Origin of the sequence: Pseudomonas sp. FP2309 (assembly GCF_030687575.1) — a bacterium.
GTDB lineage: Bacteria > Pseudomonadota > Gammaproteobacteria > Pseudomonadales > Pseudomonadaceae > Aquipseudomonas.
On sequence record NZ_CP117439.1, the window covers coordinates 2,204,707 to 2,222,129 of the forward strand.

Sequence of the window (17,423 nt, forward strand, 5' to 3'; positions counted from 1 at the left end):
GGTCAGCGCATATGCAGGATGATCGGGCTGCTGCTGGCCGGGTCGGTGTGCCCACGCAACGTGCCCACCGCCTTCGCGTCCACCGCGCCAGCTTGATTGCCCCAGGTGCTGCGCACAAACGTCAGCACCTCGGCGATCTCCCGGTCGGACAGTTGCTCACGGAACGCCGGCATGCGATACGCGTCGGGCACACCCGCCGCCACCACGCGCTGGGAGCCGTTGAGGGTGATGTTGATCGCCGACGCGGTTTCCTTGGCCAGGGCCGAGGTGGCGCCGGCCAGCGGTGGCATCCATTCGGGCTGACCCTTGCCGTCCGCGCCATGGCAAGAGGCGCAGCGGGTGGCGTAGGTGTGGGCGCCGGGGCTGTCCTGGCGCACCTCGGCGCTCACGTATTGCCAGGGGGTACCGTCACGCTGCGGGTCGCCGGGCAGTGACTTGAGGTAGCGGGCGATGGCAGCCAGATCGTCGTCGGCCATGAACTGGGTGGAGTTGTTGAACGCCTCGGTCATCGAGCCGTAGACCACCGCGTGTTTGTTACGCCCGGTCTTGAGGAACTGCGCAATCTCCGGCTCGCTCCAGCGACCCAGGCCAGTGTTGGGGTCCTGGCGCAGGCTGGGTGCATACCAACCGTCGAGCAGGGCGCCGGCGAGGAACGGCTTGCCGGATTCATCCAGGGCTTTCTCGTTGAACGCCAGGCCGCGCGGCGTATGGCAACTGCCGCAGTGGCCGGGGCCTTGGACGATGTAGGCACCACGGTTCCACAGCGCATCTCTGTTGGGGTCGGCGGCGTAAGTGGTGGTCGGCGCGAACACGCCGTTCCACAGCGCGATGGGCCAGCGCATATTCAACGGCCACGGGATGTCGCTGGGGATGTTGGGCTGGTTGGCCGGTTGCACGCCTTTCATGAAAAACGCGTACATCGCCCGTATATCGTCATCGCTGAGCTTGGCGTAGGACGGGTAGGGCATGGCCGGGTAGAGCCGGCGTCCGCCCGGTGCCACGCCATGGCGCACCGCGCGGTCAAAGTCGGCCAGGCTGTAGGCGCCGATGCCGGTGCTGTGGTCCGGGGTGACGTTGGTGGCGTGGATCGCCCCCAGCGGCGTGGCCATCTCCAGCCCGCCGGCAAACGGTGCCTTGCCTGGCAGGCTGTGACAGGCCACGCAGTCGCTGAGGCGCGCGACGTATTCGCCGCGACTGACCAGGGCCGGGTCGAAAGCGGCCTGTTGCTGTTCGAACGGTGTGCCGGGTTGACGGGTGACGTACCAGGCCAGCAGGCCTGCGGCGACCACGCAGGGCAGCGCGAGCCAGCCTGCGGTTCTTGCGAATCGACGGGTGTTCATGGGCGGTCTCGCTCGGTTAGCTGAAAGTGTGTCGGCTCAGGGGCAGGCTACGAATACGCTGGCCGGTCAACTGCGCCACCGCATTGACCACCGCCGGCGCCACGGCGGGCAGCGGCGGCTCACCAATACCGCCCATTTTTTCGCCACTCTCGACGATTTTTACGTGCACCTGTGCCATGCGTGACGGCGGCAGGATCGGGTAAAGGTCGTAGTTGCGCGCCCGTGGTTTGCCGTCCACGTACACCGCTTCTTCCAACAAGGTTTGCGATAAGCCCAAGGCCACGGCGCCATTGACCTGCGCCTCGACAATCGCCGGGTTGACGATGCTGCCGGGGTCGATGGCCTCCCAGATGTGATGCACCTTGACCTGGCCGTGTTCAATCGACACTTCGGCGATCACCGCCGCGTGGGAGCCGAACGGCGAGGCCATGGCCACGCCCCGGGCGCGCCGTGTGCCGTCTTCGGCGGTATAGGGGCCACGCTTCCAGCCGCCGGACAACTCGCCCACCGCCTTGAGCAAGGTGCTCAGGCGCGGGTTGTCGCGCAGCAGGTGCAGGCGCAGCTCGTAGGGATCGCGACCGCCCTTGTCCGCCAACTCGTCGAGGAACGCTTCATAGAAAAAGTCATTGAGCGAATTGCCCACCGAACGCCAGTAACCGAGCATGGCCGGGCCTTTGACGTAGATCTGCGCGATGCGTTTGTTGGGGATCGCGTAGCTCTTGCCTGACAACCCTTCAAGGGCGGTCGGGTCGATTTTATCGCCCTGTTTACCGGCGATGGCTTCGGTGGGGCCTTCGGTGGCGCTCACCGCTTCGATGGCCACCGGCAGGCCGTCGGCATCCAGTGCCGCGCGGAACTTCACCACGGCTACCGGGCGCAGCACGTCGCGCAGGAACTCTTCTTCACGGCTCCAGATCAACTTGACCGGACGCCCCACTGCCTTGGCCAGCGCGATGGCCTGCGGGTACGGACTGGCCGAGTCGTACAGGAAATGCCGGCCGAAAAAACCGCCGAGCAACGGCGAGTGCAGGTTGATGCGCTCAAGGGCCAGGCCGGTGCGTTTGGCGATGTCGGCGCGGAACATGTCCGGGGCCTGGTTGGGTAACCAGATGTCCAGTGTGCCGTCAGGGTTGAAGCGCGCCAGGGCCGACGGCGGCTCCAGTTGTGCATGGTTGACGTATTGGTTGTGGTAGCTGGCTTCGACCTGGGTTTTGGCGCCTTTGAGCGCGGCCGCCACATCGCCTTCGTTTTCGTCGTCACGGGCCGGGCCTTGCTGGGCCGCGAGAAAGTCGCGAAAGCCATCGCTGGAAAAGTCAGCGGGCATGACGCGTACGTTCGAATCGGCGCTGGGCTCCTGCCAGTCGACCTGGATCGCCTCTACCGCGCGCTTGGCATGCCACCAGCGTTCGGCCACCACGGCCACTGCGCCGGGCAATGTATGCACCGAATGCACGCCTTTCATGGCTTCGACCTGGGCCTGATTGCGCAGGCTGCCCACGGTCATGCCCAGGCGCGGCGCGTGCTGCACGGCGGCGTGGAGCATGTCGTCGACTTTCAGGTCGATGCTGTACAGCGCCTTGCCGGTGGATTTGTCGTAAGCGTCCACGCGTTTGACCGGCTTGCCGATCCAGCGGAACTGGCTCGGGTCGCGCAGGGTAATGCTCGCGGCATCCGGCACCGGCATGTCCAGGGCGCGGCCGGCCAGCTCGCCATACCCCAGGGAACGCCCGGACGCGGTGTGCACCACGCGACCCGGTTGGGTGGTCAGTTCGCTCACTGGCACACCGAGCTGTTCGGCACCGGCCTGCAGCAACATGGCGCGGGCGAGGGCGCCCAGGCGGCGCATGGTCGGGTAGCTCATGCGCACCGACATGCTGCCGCCGGTGATGCGCATGCCGTTGTCCATCACCACGTAGGCATCACCCGGCGGCGCGGCTTCGACGATAAACGTGGCGGGGTCGGCATCCAGCTCTTCGCCGACGATCTGCGCCATGGCGGTGTGGGTGCCCTGGCCGCCTTCCATGAAGGGGCTGAGCAGGCGTACGGTGCCGTCGGGGCGGATCTCCAAAAATGCCGGCACTTGGGTGCCGCGCTCTGCGGTGGTGGCCGCCTGTACCCGGCCGGAGCCGAGCGGCAGACCAAAACCGATGACCAGCGCACCCACGGCGGTGCTGGCCAGGAAACGTCGACGGGACAGGTTGATCGGCTCGCCCAACGGCACGCCAGGGATGAGTTCAGGCGTGTTCATCAGGCGGTCTCCTTCCCGGCTGCCAGGTCATACATGGCGGTATGGATGGCGTTGTAGGTGCCGCAACGGCACAGGTTGACCATCGCCGCGTCGATCTGGTCCTTGGTGGGGGCGGGGGTGTGCTTGAGCAGCGCGGTGGCCGCCATCACCTGCCCGGACTGGCAATAACCGCATTGCGCCACTTGGTGCTCGACCCAGGCGCTGACCACGCGTTTGCCCACCTCATCGGCCTCGATGGCTTCAATGGTGGTGATTTCGCGCCCGACCACGCCGGCTACCGGGGTCACGCACGAACGCACCACATTGCCGTCCACGAGCACGGAACACGCGCCGCACTGGGCCAGGCCACAGCCGTACTTGGTGCCGGTCAGGCCCAGATCATCGCGAATCACCCACAGCAAGGGCGTGTCCGCGTCGGCATCGACCTGATAGGCCTTATTGTTGATACGTAATTCCATGGGAGGCTTACCTGCTGATCATCGGTGGGTGGTGCACGTTTCTTATAGGGGGTGCGACCGCAGGTCGCCCATCGTCGAACTCTAGACCACCGCGCAAGGGGTATCTATCCGATTGGCCTCAAGTCCAGAGGATCAGGCAAGGATTCGACAGGATTGGGTGACTGCATCGGGGCTTTGGTGCTCCGCTGCCGGTGTGGTGGGCGGGCTTGCTTGCGCGTATCTGGCTGATGGCTCGCGATCCAAATGTGGGAGGGGCGGTGCGACGATTCGACTTGCCCCCGATGGGGCAGCCACAGAGCTATTAACTGACCCCCCTCGGGAACAAGCCCCTCCCACCGTTTGAGCTCGTTCAGGCAGTGACGTTTGAGGTGTTCATACACTCGATGGAGCGATCCACCGTGGTCTTGGCGATTTCCAGCAAATGCCACACCGCCAGGATCTTCGCCCGCTCGGGGCTTGCCAAGTGCTCACCGCAATCGAGCGCGGTGGCCGAAGCGCTTTCCAGCAAGCTGGCGGTGTAGAGCAGCGCGTCTTCGAAGCTCAGGTCTTCGTTGACGGTGTGAAAGCCTTGGGTGGGCAGGTAATGGTCGATGGCGCGGTTGAAGGCGGCGCGGTCTTTGGCGGGATCGATAGGTGGGTCGGGTAGGACTTTGTTCATGGTGTAGCTCCTGTCTGAATATCAAGGAGCCGACACTTTTCGCGACTAAACGAAGGTGGCGGCTGTACGCAGGTTAGTCGACCGGTCAGAACAGGAACCCGGCGCGCCCGAGGGCGCCCTGCGCACAGCTACCATAAAGCCTCATGGGAGCATGCGCCTGTTCAGAATACGGGCGACTAAACCCGATCACCGATAAGCAGTGACGGGCCGCAGACTAGCCACCGATTTCAGCAGGCGCAAGGCGGCGGGGATTGTCTCGGAAACGTCCTGCAATTAAAAGGGACGCGCCTTGCTGGCCCTTTACAAATCATGACCAAGTGCCAGCAATGATCGCCATGGCGTGTCGGTCATCGCCACTCAACCCCATCCCTCGCGCACCGCATTGCGAATCCCCTCCAGCAACATCCCAAACGCCGGATTGTCATTGTCTTCGCGCCAGATCAGGTGCAACTCGCTCTGCGCGCCTTCGCCCAGGTCGATGTCGCGGAACACCACGTTCTTGAACACCACACTGCTGGCGCAGCGGGGCACCAGGGCCAGGCCCATGCCGGCGTTGACCAGCGCCAGGATGGTCAGAGACGAACCCAGCCACTGCACGTATTCCGGGGCTACGCGGGCTGAGCGCAGCAGGCCGGTGAGCAGCTCATTGAACGGCGGGTAGGCGGCGTGGGCGTACATCAGGAAGGGCTGGGCATCCAGGTCTTGCACGCTGACCGTTTGTGCATGGGCCAGTCGATGCCCGCTCGGCACCGCCAGCACAAACGGCTCGCGCACCAGGCATTCGGTGGCGTAACCCGGTTCCAGCAGCGGCGCGCGGACGATGCCGAGGTCGATGCGCCGGGCGCGCAGGGCTTCGTATTGCTGGTAGGTGTTCATCTCTGACAGGTCGATCTTGACGTGGGGTTGTTTGAGCCGTGCCTCGGCGATGACCTTGGGCAAGAACTCATACACCGCGCTGCCGACGAAGCTGATATTGACCGTGCCGATATCGCCTTCGGCAAAGCGCCTCGCAGTGACGGCCGCTTGCTGGGCGCGCTCCAGCAGGTTCTGGGCTTCGATGAAAAAGGCGCGCCCGGCGGCGGTGAGCGCGACGCTGCGGGTGGTGCGCGTAAACAGCTCCACCCCCAAGTGATGCTCGAGCAACTGGATCTGCCGACTCAGCGGTGGCTGGGTCATGTTCAAACGTTCGGCGGCGCGACGAAAATTCAGCTCGGTGGCCACGGTGGTAAAGCAACGCAGTTGGGTGAGTTCGAACATTGATCTAATCCAGGTATCAATCGAATGCCTAGTTAGATTAGACGGGAACAATACACGGCGTCCATCATCGGTCAGTCCCTTAAAAAAACAATCAATGGGAGTTGCCCGTGGATACCCTCCAGAGTCCGCCAGACCCGACTGTGCTCGCTCGCGCAGCGGCCAAGGTCAAGCGCCATGTCCTGCCGCTGTTTGTGGTGATGTTCATCGTCAACTACATCGACCGGGTCAATATCGGCTTTGTACGCAGCCATTTGGAAACCGATCTGGGCATCGGCGCGGCGGCCTATGGCTTGGGCGCCGGGCTGTTCTTTATCGGCTATGCGATCTTCGAAGTGCCCTCCAACCTGCTGCTGCAGCGCTACGGCGCGCGGGCCTGGCTGACGCGCATCATGTTCACCTGGGGCACGGCGGCGATGGCCATGGCCTTTGTGCAGGGTGAAACCAGCTTCTACGTGCTGCGCTTTATCCTCGGTGCCGCCGAAGCCGGGTTTTTCCCCGGCATCATTTACTACTTCACCCAATGGTTGCCGGCCAGCGAGCGCGGCAAGGCCATGGCGATTTTCCTCAGCGGTTCGGCCATCGCCTCGGTGATCTCCGGGCCGGTGTCGGGCGCGTTGCTCAATGTCAGCGGGTTGAGCCTGCATGGCTGGCAGTGGATGTTCCTGATCGAAGGCTTTGCCTCCATCGTGCTCTGCGGGTTCGTGTGGTTCTGGTTGCAGTCCCATCCGCGCCAGGCCGCATGGCTCAGCGAGGAGGAAAAACACGCGCTAGTCAGTGCCATTGCGCTTGAGCAGCAGGCGCGCGAGGCGAGCCAGAGCGTGCGGCCGTCAATGTTCAAATTGCTCGCCGACAAACAGATCGCGCTGTTCTGCTTTATCTACTTCTCGATCGCGCTGACCATTTATGGCGCCACGTTCTGGCTGCCGAGCATGATCAAGAAGATGGGCAATCTGGGCGATTTCCAGGTGGGCTTGTTCAACTCCATTCCGTGGTTGATTTCCATCGTGGCCATGTACGGCTTTGCGTCCCTGGCCAGCAAGTGGAAACACCAGCAGGCGTGGGTCTCGCTGATGCTGGTGATCGCCGCATTCGGCATGTTCATGTCCACCACCGGCGGGCCGGTGTTTGCCTTCGTCGCCATTTGCTTTGCCGCGATCGGCTTCAAGGCGGCCTCGGCGCTGTTCTGGCCGATCCCCCAGGGTTACCTGGATGCGCGGATTGCGGCGGCGGTGATTGCGTTGATCAATTCGGTGGGCAACCTGGGCGGTTTCGTCGCGCCCACCACCTTTGGGCTGCTGGAACAGAGCACCGGCTCCATCGAGGGCGGGTTGTACGGCCTGGCCGCGACTTCGTTAGTCGCGGCGGTGGTGGTGTTTTTTGCCCGCACCGCACCACGAGGCGGTGTGCCGCCCACCTCGACACCTTCCACTCATCAACCCACCTTGCGTCCAGGTCCACAAGGAGCCGCCTCTTGAAAATCGTCCGCGTCACCGTCACCCCGATTGCCTTCCGTGATCCGCCGTTGCTCAACGCCAGCGGCATCCATGAGCCTTTTGCACTGCGCTCGATCATCGAGATCGAAAGCGACACCGGCTACATCGGCCTCGGCGAAAGCTACGGCGATGCCCCGGCGCTGGCGATCCAGCAGCAGGTGCAGTCACAACTGATCGGGCTTGATCCGTTCAACCTCAACCAATTGCGCGCCATTGTGCAAGCCACGGTTGCCGCCCATAAACCGGCGAGCATTGCCGGCGCGGAACTGGCGCCGGGCTCCCACGCCAGTAAAGCGGTGAGCAACGCCTATTCGGCGTTCGAAGTGGCGTTTCTTGACCTGCAGGCACATGCGTTGAATGTGCCGCTGGTGGACCTGCTCGGCGGCGCGGTCCGCGACCGGATCCCGTTCAGCGCCTACTTGTTTTTCAAATACGCCGAGCACATCGATTCACCCTATAAGCCCGACAGCTGGGGCGAAGCCCTCAACGAAGAACAGATCGTCGCCCAGGCCCGGCGGATGCTCGAGACCTACGGTTTCAAAAGCATCAAGCTCAAGGCCGGTGCGCTGCAACCCGAACATGAGGTGGCGTGCATCAAAGCCTTGAAAAAAGCCTTCCCCGACGTGCCGCTGCGCATCGATCCGAACGGTAACTGGTCCTTGGAAACCTCGATCCGCATGGCCGAATTGCTCGGCGATGACCTGCAATACTACGAAGACCCGACCCCTGGCCTGGCCGGCATGGCCGAGCTGCACACACGCACCGGCTTGCCCCTGGCAACCAATATGGTCGTCACCGATTTTGACGAGTTTCGTCGCAGCGTGGCCTTGAACAGCGTGCAGATCGTGCTCGCCGACCACCATTACTGGGGCGGCCTGCGTGACACCCAGGTGCTGGCGAAAATGTGCCAGACCTTTGGCCTGGGCGTGTCGATGCACTCCAACTCACACTTGGGCATCAGCCTGATGGCCATGGCCCATGTGGCCGCCTCGGTGCCCAACCTCGACTACGCCTGCGACACCCACTACCCGTGGCAAGAACCGGATGAAGAAGTGATCAAGGGCGGCAAGTTACCGATCGTCGACGGCTGCGTGCAGATTACCCGCGCGCCAGGCCTGGGCCTGGAGCTGGACCATGACCAACTGGGCAAGCTGCACGATCAATACCTCAGTTGCGGCATTCGCCAGCGCGACGACGTAAAACAAATGCAGCGCTATCAACCGGACTGGAAAACCGTCAAACCGCGTTTCTGAAGCGAGGTGCTTCGTTTTGCCCGGTGGCGCACAGGTGTGCGCACCGGGTTTTTTTTGTAGGTCTTAATTCCTCGCGATGTAGGCAACTTCCCAAATGTAATTCAGGCCACCCGGGCTTGTGTCCGGGGCCGGCTCGCGTGCTTATAGTCCGACGCCATCTTCATTGCATCCAAGGATGTGAGGCATGGCGCAAAGCTATATCAACGACCGCACCACGGATTATCACAGCTTGAAATCCCGCTTGATGGGCGGCGATTCCAGCCGGCAACGTTCGGATCATTTCGATGTGTTGAACCGTCATCTGCGCCCTGGGCTGGTGACGCCTGGCCAGTTGGTGGTTATTCCCGATGCCTATAGCGCCACCTGTTCGATGGAGGAGGCCTGGCTGATGCGTCACGCGCAGGCGATTCGCCGGCAACTGGATAATGCGGTTGCAGCCCAGGTGGTCAATGACTACGACCTGCTGCAAAGCCTGTTGGGGTACAGCTCGCTGGGCATAGGCAGCACTACATCGGCGTGGTCGCGGCATCTCAATGAGGTGGCGCATACGCTGGAGGAGATCGAGCGATTGCATCAGCGCCTGAGGGAGGGTGGTTTGGATCGAGAAGCGTTTTTTCGCCAGCGCCAGGTGCTGTTCGAGCTGCTGGAAACCCAGCTGCAAGGCGCGGCGCGATTCGGCACGGGGTTGAGGGGCAACCAAGCGTTGAAGAAGATGCTGGGGATTTCCACCAAAAGCTATCTGCACAAGGGCGAGATTGCCGGGTATGCGCAGCGGATGCGCGCGATTGCGCAGACGTCGAAGTGGTTGGGGGCGGGAACCTACGTGGGATCGGCGCTGGATGTGGGCGTGGCGGGGTTGGAGATCAAGGAGGCGTGTGTCGACGGGCGCGAGGCCCAGTGTCGGCGGGCCAAGTATGTGGAGACCGGGAAGTTGGTGGGTGGCGTGGCGGGGGCGTATTGGGGAGGGAAGGTGGGGGCAAAGCTGGCACGTAGCGCCTGTTCGATTTTTTTGGGGGTTGCGGCTAAAGGAAACGGTGCGCTTGCCTGCGCAGTTATTGGCGGCTCTGCGGGAGGGTATGCAGGAGGTAACACAGCCGGCGCTGGCGTTGCGTTTCTGGGAGGGCAAATCTTGGAGATCGAGGGTGATTTGGTCTTTCAACCAGAAGGCGCCTGACCGTGGATTTCTTTCTCATCTTTACGATCTTTATATGTGCAGGGGCGCTGATTGGCTCGGGGCTGTCTTTCTACGCCGAATACACAAAGCTCGAAGCGTTGGAAAGCTACTTCAGCGAGAACAAGGTGGTCTGCGATAACAAACGGTTTTGGGGCAGAAATACCCATATCGACAGGTTTCACCGCATGTGCCTGATCAATCAGTTGCTGGCGATGCCCAAAACGCATATCAAGCGGGGGGAGGTGACCGAAGCCGAACTGGCCGCCATTCCCCTGTCCCTTAGGCGTTGGGCGTTGTGGCCCTATAGTTTTGGAGCGATATGGTTCTGCGCCTCAATTATCTGGAGCATCTGGTACCACTGGTAGCCATTCAATTCCACCCACCAGAAGGCGCCTGACCGTGGATTTTTTTCTCATCTTTACAATTTTTGTATTTGCAGGGGGCCTGGTTTTTGCGGGGCTCTCTTTCTACGCCGAATACGCCAAGCTCGAAGCATTGGAAAGCTACTTCAGCGAGAACAAGGTGGTCTGCGATAACAAACGTTTTTGGGGCAGAAATACCCATATCGACAGGTTTCACCGCATGAGCCTGATCAATCAGTTGCTGGCGATGCCCAAAACGCATATCAAGCGGGGGGAGGTGACCGAAGCCGAACTGGCCGCCATTCCCCTGTCCCTTAGGCGTTGGGCGTTGTGGCCGACTAGCTTCGGCATCATATGGCTTGTCGGCTTAATGATCTGGAGCATTTGGTACCACTGGTAGCCTGCCGCAGCACCGGCTTTGCCCTCAGGAAAAATCCTCCTCGAAATGCTCGTGCTCACCGCGCGCCTGCCCCTGGCGCCGCAGCACCTCCATCTGCCGCAGCTCCACCCGGCGGATCTTCCCGGAAATGGTCTTGGGCAGTTCACTCACAAACTCGATGCGCCGCACCCGTTTGTATGGCGCCAGATGCTCACGGGCAAAGGCGAGGATGTGCGCGGCCAGCTCCGCACTGCCGGGGGCGTCGTGGGCCAGGATCAGGAATGCTTTCGGCACCGCCAGACGCAGCGGATCCGGGCTGGGCACCACGGCCACTTCCATCACCGCCGGGTGTTCGATCAGCGCGCTCTCCAGTTCGAACGGGCTGATGCGGTAGTCGGAGGCCTTGAACACATCATCGGCACGGCCAACAAAGGTGATGTAGCCGTCGCTGTCGATCTGCGCGGTATCGCCGGTGCGGTAATAGCCGTCGCGCATTACTTCGGCGGTTTTTTCCGGGCTGTCTTCGTAGCACAGCATCAGGCCAAGCGGACGCACCTCCAGGGGCAGGGCCACTTCGCCTTCGCTGGCGGGCAGGCCGTCGGGGTCGAGCAGCGCGACCTGGTAGCCCGGCAGCGGACGGCCCATGGAGCCCGGCTTGAGCCACTGGCCGGGGGTGTTGCCGACCAGCGCGGTGGTTTCCGATTGGCCGAAGCCATCGCGCAGCGGCAAGCCCCAGGCCTGCTGGATCTGCTCGATGATTTCCGGGTTCAGCGGCTCGCCGGCCCCCACCAGCTCGCGCAGGCTCAGGCGCGCCTTGTGGCTGCCCAGGTCTTCCTGGATCAGCATGCGCCACACGGTAGGCGGGGCGCACAGGCTGGTCACGCCGTAACGCGCCAGCGCGCCGAGCAGTGCCGGCGCGCTGAACCGCGCGACGTTATGGATAAAGATGCACGCACCGGCATTCCACGGCGCGAACAGGCAGCTCCAGGCATGCTTGGCCCAGCCGGGAGAGGAAATATTGAGGTGCAGATCGCCGGGCTGCAGGCCGATCCAGTACATCGTCGACAGATGCCCCACCGGGTAGCTCTGGTGGCTGTGCAAGACCATTTTTGGTTTGGAGGTGGTGCCGGAGGTGAAGTACAGCAGCATCGGGTCGGTGGCCAGGGTGCGGCCATCGGCCTCGAACTGCTGGGGGTGTTCGAAGGCGGCGTGGTGCGCGACCCAACCGGCAGGCGCCGCGCCCACGCAGACGCGCGTGCAGCCATCGCCCAGGCCGGCGAACTTGTCGACATGCGCCGCGCCGACCACCAGATGGCGCACCTGGCCGCGCTCGATACGGTCGCGCAAATCATCCGGGTTGAGCAGCGCCGTGGCGGGAATCACCACCGCCCCCAGCTTGAACGCGGCGAGCATGGTTTCCCACAGTGCCACATCGTTGCCGAGCATCAACAACACCCGTTCGCCACGGCGTACCCCAAGGGCGCGCAGATGGTTGGCCACCTGATTGGAGCGCGCCGCCAGTTGCTGGAAGCTGTAGCGCTGCTCGCTGCCGTCCTCTTCGACGATCCACAACGCGTTGGCCGAATTGCCCTCGGCCATCACATCGAAATAGTCCAGCGCCCAGTTGAACGTCTCCAGCTGTGGCCAGCGGAAGTCGCGAACGGCGGTGGTGTAGTCGGTACGGTGTGTGAGGAGAAAATCCCGGGCGGCCAGGAAGGGATGCGTCATGGTCGGTGTCCTTGATTATTGTTGTAGGGACAGTGTTGTCTTCGGTATGGGCCGAGTATAGGCACGCATAAATCTGAAGATGAACGCTCAAAAACACCGGTACGTTGTGCAAAAAAGTCAGGGGTGAGCCGTTGGCTTGATGATAAGCACGAGAAGCGTGCTGCATTTTTTCTTCACGCTTGCTCGCCGGGCTATTCGGTCTGCAGCAACAAATGCACCTCAATGACGGGGTCGCCCATCAGCTTCAGCGGGACGCGTTCGCCGATCACGTCTTTGTTGGCCGGCTCCACCCACACGCTCAACGGGCCGCCGAGTACGTCGGCCAGGGTCAGTTCGAAATCGAACTGGGTCATGGCATTGCTGACGCAGTTGGCGCAGGTCTGGACTTCCACGGGTTGAAACAGCGCGCGGGTGGCGATGGTCTTGCCGTCCTTTTGCAAGTGCACCGAAAAGGTCCCCGGGATTTTCAACCGATTGATACCACTGACCCGCACGTTGACGCGGTCGGCCGCCACCGTAAACGCTTTGGAAGCGGCGAGCGTGCGCGAGGTCTTGACCGTGAAGGCGACACGCGCAGCGGCGGCAGGGGGGGCATAGTCGACGTCGAGCTGGGTCACCGAGTTGATGACCCCCAGGGTGTCCAGCTCAGGCGGGTTGCGGGTGAAGGGGTTCAGGGCCTGCAACGCAGGGTCGTTAAAGAGCTGGTAGCTGAACGAGTCGCTGACCTCATTGATGGTGGTGAGCAAACCGTGCAGGTCGGTGGCCTGCATGCTCTTCTGCCATTCCCAGAACAATCGGTCCCAATTGCAATGGAAGAACCAGAACACCGGGTCGAACGCAGCCACTTCCTGGGCCTGCATGGTCGTGCCGATCGAGTTGTGGCCGCCATCGTGGGCGCTGATGATGGTGTTATGGGCAGCGCCGGACCACCAGCCATGAAAATCTTCCCAGTCGGTTTTGCCCATGGCGCGGTTGATGTCGCCTGTCACATCGTTATCGAGCAGGTTTTGGGCGATCTGCTCATAGGGAAAGCGCGTGGTCGTGTAGCCCTGCGGATAACCCGGTCCGACGGCGTGGGGCAGCGTGTAGTGATCGAAAGGCGCGCTTTTGAGCACTTCGGGAAACGGCGCGGTAAGGTCCCAGTAGGGCAGGGTCACGTTTTCGCAGCCGGGTACCGCGCGCAAGGCATTTTCAAAGCTGACCAGGTAGGCGCGGTGCCAAGGGTTGTAGCCGGGCACATGGTGCATGCAGTAGGTGTTTGGCGCGGGAAACCAGTGATACCCCGCCTGCACGAAAAAGCTGTTGGGCTCGCTCGGGTCCATGGCCATGATCGTCGCGAACGCGTGCTTGAGCAGCGCCAGTTCTTGATCGGACAAGGTGGTGATGTCCTTGCGCAGCCGGGAGGCGGGCACGTTTGCGGTGAGCAGGGTGCGCGCGCTGAACTCGAGCGCGCCGCTGGCCGGCACGCCCTTTGGGTAGCCGGCGTTCATCCAGTTGAGAAAGGTGGCAACCCAGTCGGGCGCCCAGGGCCGCCCCATCGGCATGTTGCCCGCCGCGACCTGTTGGTAGATGTTGCCAGCGTGGTTCATCACGGTTTCGTAGCTGGCAAGGTCAAGGCCCTGGGCGGCCATGCACTGACGGTCCGGGGTGCTGAACATGTCGCGGATGTGTCCATACCAGGTTGGCTGGGTCACGGCGGTGGGGGTGGTCATGTCCGACTCCTTGTCGTCAGTGTGTGTGGCTGTCCGCCGGCTCATCGGCTGTGTGTTTCATGCCGGCCATGCCAATCCCGCCGCCCTTGGCCGTCAGGTCGGGGACGATCTGGATATTGGTCATCATGCCGGCGTCCTCGTGGTCGAGGATGTGGCAGTGAATGACAAACTCGCCGATGTAGCGGTCGTAGTGGGTACGTACCAGCACCTGGTAGTCGTTCTGCACGAAGACGGTGTCCTTGAACTGGTGCCACATCCCGCAATACTGGTTCTGCAGCCCACGTTCGTCGGGCGGCACCAGGCATTCGCCATTGGGGCCGAAGATACTTTTGGCAGGTTCGCCAGGCTTGGTGTAGAGCACATCCATGATCTGGAACGGGTTGACGTGGATATGAAAAATATGAGGTTCGACTTGTGAGGTCAGCACCCAGTCGTCCGTCGTGTTGACCTGGCGGGTAAAGTCGATGCGGTCCGGGTCGTAGACCTTGTAGTTGATATAGAAGCCAAACTTGCCGCCCGCCGTCGGCGGTGCATTGCCGATGAAGAAGTCGGCTTTCTGGATGTCGCTGTTGACCACGGCGTCTTGCAGGGTGTCCATCCCGCGCCAGGGCGTCAGGTCACCGGTGCGCAGGCCTTCGAGGGCGGCGGCGGGCAGTGCCGGGTTGGCTTTGTTCGCGTCGTAGAGGGCTTGTTGGATGTACTGTTGCGGGTCGTCGGTAACCACGTTGCCGCCCGAGACGATCACGGTGGCGAGCAATTGGGTTTCATTCGGGCCCTGGCCGCCGCCGCCCGCGTTGGCGCGTTCGGCCGGGGTCGCGGCCTGGTTGAGGATGCAATAGGTGCCGTCGCGCGGGAACATCAGCAGGACGTCGCTGCGATAGCCGGGCTGCAGGAAGTTGCTGCCGATACCGCCGCTGACACTCTTTTTATTCAGGCCAATAGGACGGATGGCCGTGCGTGTGAGGCCATCGGCGGCGATTTCGAATTGTGGTACCAGCTCAACCGGTTCAGTGGAGTCGGGCAGGGTGCTCGGGCACAGCTCAGTCAGCGTGGCGGCTTGTTGTTTAGGCGTGCCGCCGAGCACGCCTTTGAGGGCCTGGAGCGCCTTGGGGCTCTGGGTGTTCATCGGCACGATCTGCAAGTTGACGGTGTCGTGGATACCGCCGTGAATAAAGCGCCAGCGCTGAATCTCGCCGGCGGCGATGCCCTGCAAGGTCGGTTGCACCGCCCCGTTGATGCTGGTGAAGCGACCGCTCTCGTCCCATACCGTGGCTGAGGCAAGCTGTTTGCTGAAGTCCTCCACGACACCGGTCTTGCCCGTGGGGCAGGTCCAGGTGCCGTCCGGTTGTTTGATGATGGCGCCCTGGTCGTCAAAGCATGCATAAGGGATCTGCTGGAACAAAAACACTTGCTCGGTCAGCGGCGTGCCGGTGGCGGTCTTGAGAACGGTGTCAATGTCGCCAGGCTTACCGCCGGTATAGGGGCGGTCGCCGCGTACGATCAACGCACCGGCTGCGCCGCTGGCCACCTGCAATGCGGTGGAGCCATGGCGGTGTGCGTGGTACCAGAAGGTGCCCGACGGGTGATCGGTGGGGATGTTCACCTCGTACTCGAATTTCGTCTGCGGCGCGATGTTCAACAGCACGTTGTCGCTATTGCCCGAAGGCGAAACGTGCAGGCCGTGGTAGTGCAGGTTGATCGTGTTGAAGCAGCCCGGCTTGCCACCGGCCGGGTCGGTGCCGCCCGGGCAGCTCGGATCGTTTTTATCCAGTTGGTTGTCCAGGTGCACGCGCAGGGTATTGCCCGGTTTCACATCGATAAGCGGCCCCGACAGGCAACCGCCATAGGCGCGCAGGCGGACCTTGTCCTTGGCACCGTCGGCGTTGCCAGGGTTGGCGATCTCATTGTCGCGCTGCTGCACTTGCAGATTGAGTTCCACGGTCTGGCCGTCACGCGTGATGTCACCGGCAGGGTTGCAGCCGGTTTCGGGGACGGCGAGGGCGGTGGATTTCAAGGTGCCGGGCGGGGCTTTCTCCGTGAGCCTGGGCGGTGCCAGGAACGGCTGGGCCGTGAGCTCGGCGAAGGCGGCCGGAACCGTCGTGCAGGCCATCAGCCCGGCCAGGACGATACGAAACGAAGTCATGGTGCTCTCCCTGCGCCATTGCGCAAATACTGCCCGCAGCCGGACGGCCGCGTGTCCTTTGATCAGCAACATCGAGTGACGGTGGTAACGCCTGCGGGTCAGCCAGACCCTGCGCTGCTGGCAAAGTGCCTGCCTGCCAGGTGCTGGGAGCGTAGTTGGCGTTTGGCGTTCTGCAAGGTGCTTTTATAAAGAGCGGGGTACGCCAGTCATCCGGTGAACCTGAAACCTCCCGACAGCGCGTCCTTCAAATACCCCACCAACACACTCACCGACTTCGGCACATGGGGCGAATACGGCCGGATCAGGTAGATCTCATCGGCAAACGCGCCCTTGAGCGTCCAGCCCTTGAGCACCTGCACCAGCGTGCCGCTGGCCAGCGCGGCATGGGCGCTGAAGTCCGGGAGCAGGGCGATGCCCAAGTGGTTGAGCGCCGCGTCGCGCAGGGCTTCGCTGTTGTTGGTGGCGAAGCTGCCGGCGATGGGCACGGTGAGGTGCTCTACCTGTTTGCCGCCGCGCTCGAAGGTCCAGGCGGGTTGATCGGTGCCCCGTGGGTAGAACAGGCAGTTGTGCGCCGACAGGTCCGCCGGTTCGCGGGGGTCGCCGTGGCGTTGCAGGTAATCGCGGGTGGCCACCAGCACTGAGCCGGTGTCGCACAGCTTCCAGGCCACGTGGGTTTCCGGCACCTGGAAGCCGTGGCGCACCGCCAGGTCATAGCCCTCGGCGGCCAGCGAACTCAAGGCATCCGACACATCAAGTTGGATCCGCACCTGGGGGTACTGCTGCAAAAACGCCGACAGGTGCGGCACCAGTTGCTGCCTGGCGAACGCCACCGGCGCGGTCAGGCGCACCAGCCCGCGAATCTCACCGACCGCATCACGCACCGACGAGAAGCTGCGGGCGATCTGCGCGTAGGCGCTGCGCACTTCACGGGTCAACGACAGCCCGGCGTCCGTCAGCCGCACACTGCGCGTGGTGCGGGTGACCAACTGCGTGCCGGTGGCCTTCTCCAGATCAGAGATACGCTGGCTCACCGCCGATTTGCTCACCCCAAGGCGCGCGGCGGCGGCGGTGTAGGTGCCGTGTTCTTCCAGCACTGAAAGCCAGTGGATATGGGTCCACAGGCTTTCGATCTCAGATTTTTCCATGTGCCGATTGTTCGCTGTTATGGACAATAAGTTCAGGATTCTGCTCTGGTTTGGAACAAAGCGAAAGCCTATC

14 protein-coding genes are annotated in these 17,423 nt (G+C 62.7%); 5 read left to right on the top strand and 9 right to left on the bottom strand.

What is annotated here, in order from left to right; translation table 11 throughout:
* Positions 1 to 2: 2 nt before the first annotated feature.
* The 5 genes from PSH59_RS10250 to PSH59_RS10270 all read right to left on the bottom strand — a co-directional run bounded on the left by PSH59_RS10250 (position 3) and on the right by PSH59_RS10270 (position 5,961).
* On the bottom strand, positions 3 to 1,340 hold the full coding sequence (locus tag PSH59_RS10250; RefSeq protein WP_305394957.1) for a cytochrome c: 1,338 nt from the start codon (positions 1,338 to 1,340) through the stop codon (positions 3 to 5).
* A 16-nt stretch (positions 1,341 to 1,356) separates the two neighbouring features.
* The gene (locus PSH59_RS10255) at positions 1,357 to 3,588 is read right to left on the bottom strand and encodes a molybdopterin cofactor-binding domain-containing protein (protein ID WP_305394958.1); all 2,232 of its coding nucleotides are present in this window, start codon (positions 3,586 to 3,588) and stop codon (positions 1,357 to 1,359) included.
* Positions 3,588 to 4,046 carry a (2Fe-2S)-binding protein gene (locus tag PSH59_RS10260; protein ID WP_248081489.1) on the bottom strand — a complete coding sequence of 153 codons (459 nt, stop codon included), beginning with the start codon at positions 4,044 to 4,046 and terminating at the stop codon, positions 3,588 to 3,590. Before PSH59_RS10260 ends, PSH59_RS10255 begins: the two co-directional genes overlap by 1 nt.
* A gap of 349 nt (positions 4,047 to 4,395) precedes the next feature.
* Complete coding sequence (locus PSH59_RS10265) at positions 4,396 to 4,704, bottom strand: hypothetical protein (protein ID WP_305394959.1); 309 nt, start codon at positions 4,702 to 4,704, stop codon at positions 4,396 to 4,398.
* Between the two features lie 357 nt (positions 4,705 to 5,061).
* The gene (locus PSH59_RS10270) at positions 5,062 to 5,961 is read right to left on the bottom strand and encodes a LysR substrate-binding domain-containing protein (protein WP_305394960.1); all 900 of its coding nucleotides are present in this window, start codon (positions 5,959 to 5,961) and stop codon (positions 5,062 to 5,064) included.
* A gap of 107 nt (positions 5,962 to 6,068) precedes the next feature.
* Here PSH59_RS10270 and PSH59_RS10275 point away from each other — a divergent pair, with 107 nt between their 5' ends.
* The 5 genes from PSH59_RS10275 (at position 6,069) to PSH59_RS10295 (ending at position 10,643) form a co-directional block, all read left to right on the top strand.
* Entirely contained in the window at positions 6,069 to 7,436 is a 1,368-nt protein-coding gene (locus PSH59_RS10275; protein WP_248081495.1) for an MFS transporter, read from the top strand.
* On the top strand, positions 7,433 to 8,707 hold the full coding sequence (locus tag PSH59_RS10280) for a glucarate dehydratase family protein (RefSeq protein ID WP_248081496.1): 1,275 nt from the start codon (positions 7,433 to 7,435) through the stop codon (positions 8,705 to 8,707). Before PSH59_RS10275 ends, PSH59_RS10280 begins: the two co-directional genes overlap by 4 nt.
* Before the next feature lie 184 nt (positions 8,708 to 8,891).
* Positions 8,892 to 9,881: a hypothetical protein gene (locus tag PSH59_RS10285; RefSeq protein WP_305394961.1), complete on the top strand. Its 990-nt coding sequence runs from the start codon at positions 8,892 to 8,894 to the stop codon at positions 9,879 to 9,881.
* A 2-nt stretch (positions 9,882 to 9,883) separates the two neighbouring features.
* Positions 9,884 to 10,246, top strand: coding sequence for a hypothetical protein (locus tag PSH59_RS10290; protein ID WP_248081498.1), 363 nt, complete (start codon positions 9,884 to 9,886; stop codon positions 10,244 to 10,246).
* A 34-nt stretch (positions 10,247 to 10,280) separates the two neighbouring features.
* Positions 10,281 to 10,643 (top strand): hypothetical protein, encoded by a 363-nt coding sequence (locus PSH59_RS10295; protein WP_305394962.1) that lies wholly within the window; start codon positions 10,281 to 10,283, stop codon positions 10,641 to 10,643.
* A 24-nt stretch (positions 10,644 to 10,667) separates the two neighbouring features.
* Here the strand turns inward: PSH59_RS10295 and PSH59_RS10300 are convergent, their stop codons facing one another.
* From PSH59_RS10300 to PSH59_RS10315, 4 genes are all read right to left on the bottom strand, one after another.
* Positions 10,668 to 12,350 carry an AMP-binding protein gene (locus tag PSH59_RS10300; RefSeq protein ID WP_248081500.1) on the bottom strand — a complete coding sequence of 561 codons (1,683 nt, stop codon included), beginning with the start codon at positions 12,348 to 12,350 and terminating at the stop codon, positions 10,668 to 10,670.
* Between the two features lie 191 nt (positions 12,351 to 12,541).
* Positions 12,542 to 14,062 (bottom strand): tyrosinase family protein, encoded by a 1,521-nt coding sequence (locus PSH59_RS10305; RefSeq protein ID WP_305394963.1) that lies wholly within the window; start codon positions 14,060 to 14,062, stop codon positions 12,542 to 12,544.
* 16 nt (positions 14,063 to 14,078) lie between these two features.
* On the bottom strand, positions 14,079 to 16,205 hold the full coding sequence (locus PSH59_RS10310) for a multicopper oxidase family protein (RefSeq protein WP_305394964.1): 2,127 nt from the start codon (positions 16,203 to 16,205) through the stop codon (positions 14,079 to 14,081).
* A 206-nt stretch (positions 16,206 to 16,411) separates the two neighbouring features.
* Entirely contained in the window at positions 16,412 to 17,350 is a 939-nt protein-coding gene (locus PSH59_RS10315) for a LysR family transcriptional regulator (protein ID WP_305394965.1), read from the bottom strand.
* Positions 17,351 to 17,423 lie beyond the last annotated feature (73 nt).

Excerpts from the sequence above, each read along its gene's own strand:
- PSH59_RS10250 (WP_305394957.1), bottom strand. The coding sequence starts at position 1,340 with ATGAACACCCGTCGATTCGCAAGAACCGCAGGCTGGCTCGCGCTGCCC.
- PSH59_RS10255 (WP_305394958.1), bottom strand. The coding sequence starts at position 3,588 with ATGAACACGCCTGAACTCATCCCTGGCGTGCCGTTGGGCGAGCCGATC.
- PSH59_RS10260 (WP_248081489.1), bottom strand. The coding sequence starts at position 4,046 with ATGGAATTACGTATCAACAATAAGGCCTATCAGGTCGATGCCGACGCG.
- PSH59_RS10265 (WP_305394959.1), bottom strand. The coding sequence starts at position 4,704 with ATGAACAAAGTCCTACCCGACCCACCTATCGATCCCGCCAAAGACCGC.
- PSH59_RS10270 (WP_305394960.1), bottom strand. The coding sequence starts at position 5,961 with ATGTTCGAACTCACCCAACTGCGTTGCTTTACCACCGTGGCCACCGAG.
- PSH59_RS10285 (WP_305394961.1), top strand. The coding sequence starts at position 8,892 with ATGGCGCAAAGCTATATCAACGACCGCACCACGGATTATCACAGCTTG.
- PSH59_RS10300 (WP_248081500.1), bottom strand. The coding sequence starts at position 12,350 with ATGACGCATCCCTTCCTGGCCGCCCGGGATTTTCTCCTCACACACCGT.
- PSH59_RS10305 (WP_305394963.1), bottom strand. The coding sequence starts at position 14,062 with ATGACCACCCCCACCGCCGTGACCCAGCCAACCTGGTATGGACACATC.
- PSH59_RS10310 (WP_305394964.1), bottom strand. The coding sequence starts at position 16,205 with ATGACTTCGTTTCGTATCGTCCTGGCCGGGCTGATGGCCTGCACGACG.
- PSH59_RS10315 (WP_305394965.1), bottom strand. The coding sequence starts at position 17,350 with ATGGAAAAATCTGAGATCGAAAGCCTGTGGACCCATATCCACTGGCTT.